The sequence below is a fragment of the Paenibacillus sp. SER-28 genome (assembly GCF_052906305.1).
In genome coordinates, this window is the sequence record NZ_JBRECM010000086.1 from 1 (window position 1) to 259 (window position 259).

Here is a 259-nt window from a genome sequence, read left to right on the forward strand (position 1 = left end):
GCGGACGTGGCTCAGCGGTAGAGCATCGCCTTGCCAAGGCGAGGGTCGCGGGTTCGATTCCCGTCGTCCGCTCCATTATCCATACGGCGCCATAGCCAAGTGGTAAGGCAAAGCTCTGCAAAAGCTTCATTCCCCAGTTCAAATCTGGGTGGCGCCTTGACTACTCATTATGGAATTTAATATGCGCCCTTAGCTCAGCTGGATAGAGCGTTTGACTACGAATCAAAAGGCCGGGAGTTCGAATCTCTCAGGGCGCGCC

3 tRNA genes are annotated in these 259 nt (G+C 55.2%); all 3 read left to right on the forward strand.

Features of this window, described 5'->3' with window-relative positions:
* The 3 genes from ACUYLD_RS25745 to ACUYLD_RS25755 all read left to right on the forward strand — a co-directional run bounded on the left by ACUYLD_RS25745 (position 1) and on the right by ACUYLD_RS25755 (position 257).
* Positions 1–75 (forward strand) — tRNA-Gly (locus tag ACUYLD_RS25745).
* Between the two features lie 10 nt (positions 76–85).
* Positions 86–157 (forward strand) — tRNA-Cys (locus tag ACUYLD_RS25750).
* Between the two features lie 26 nt (positions 158–183).
* A tRNA-Arg gene (locus ACUYLD_RS25755) sits at positions 184–257 on the forward strand.
* Positions 258–259: the final 2 nt, after the last annotated feature.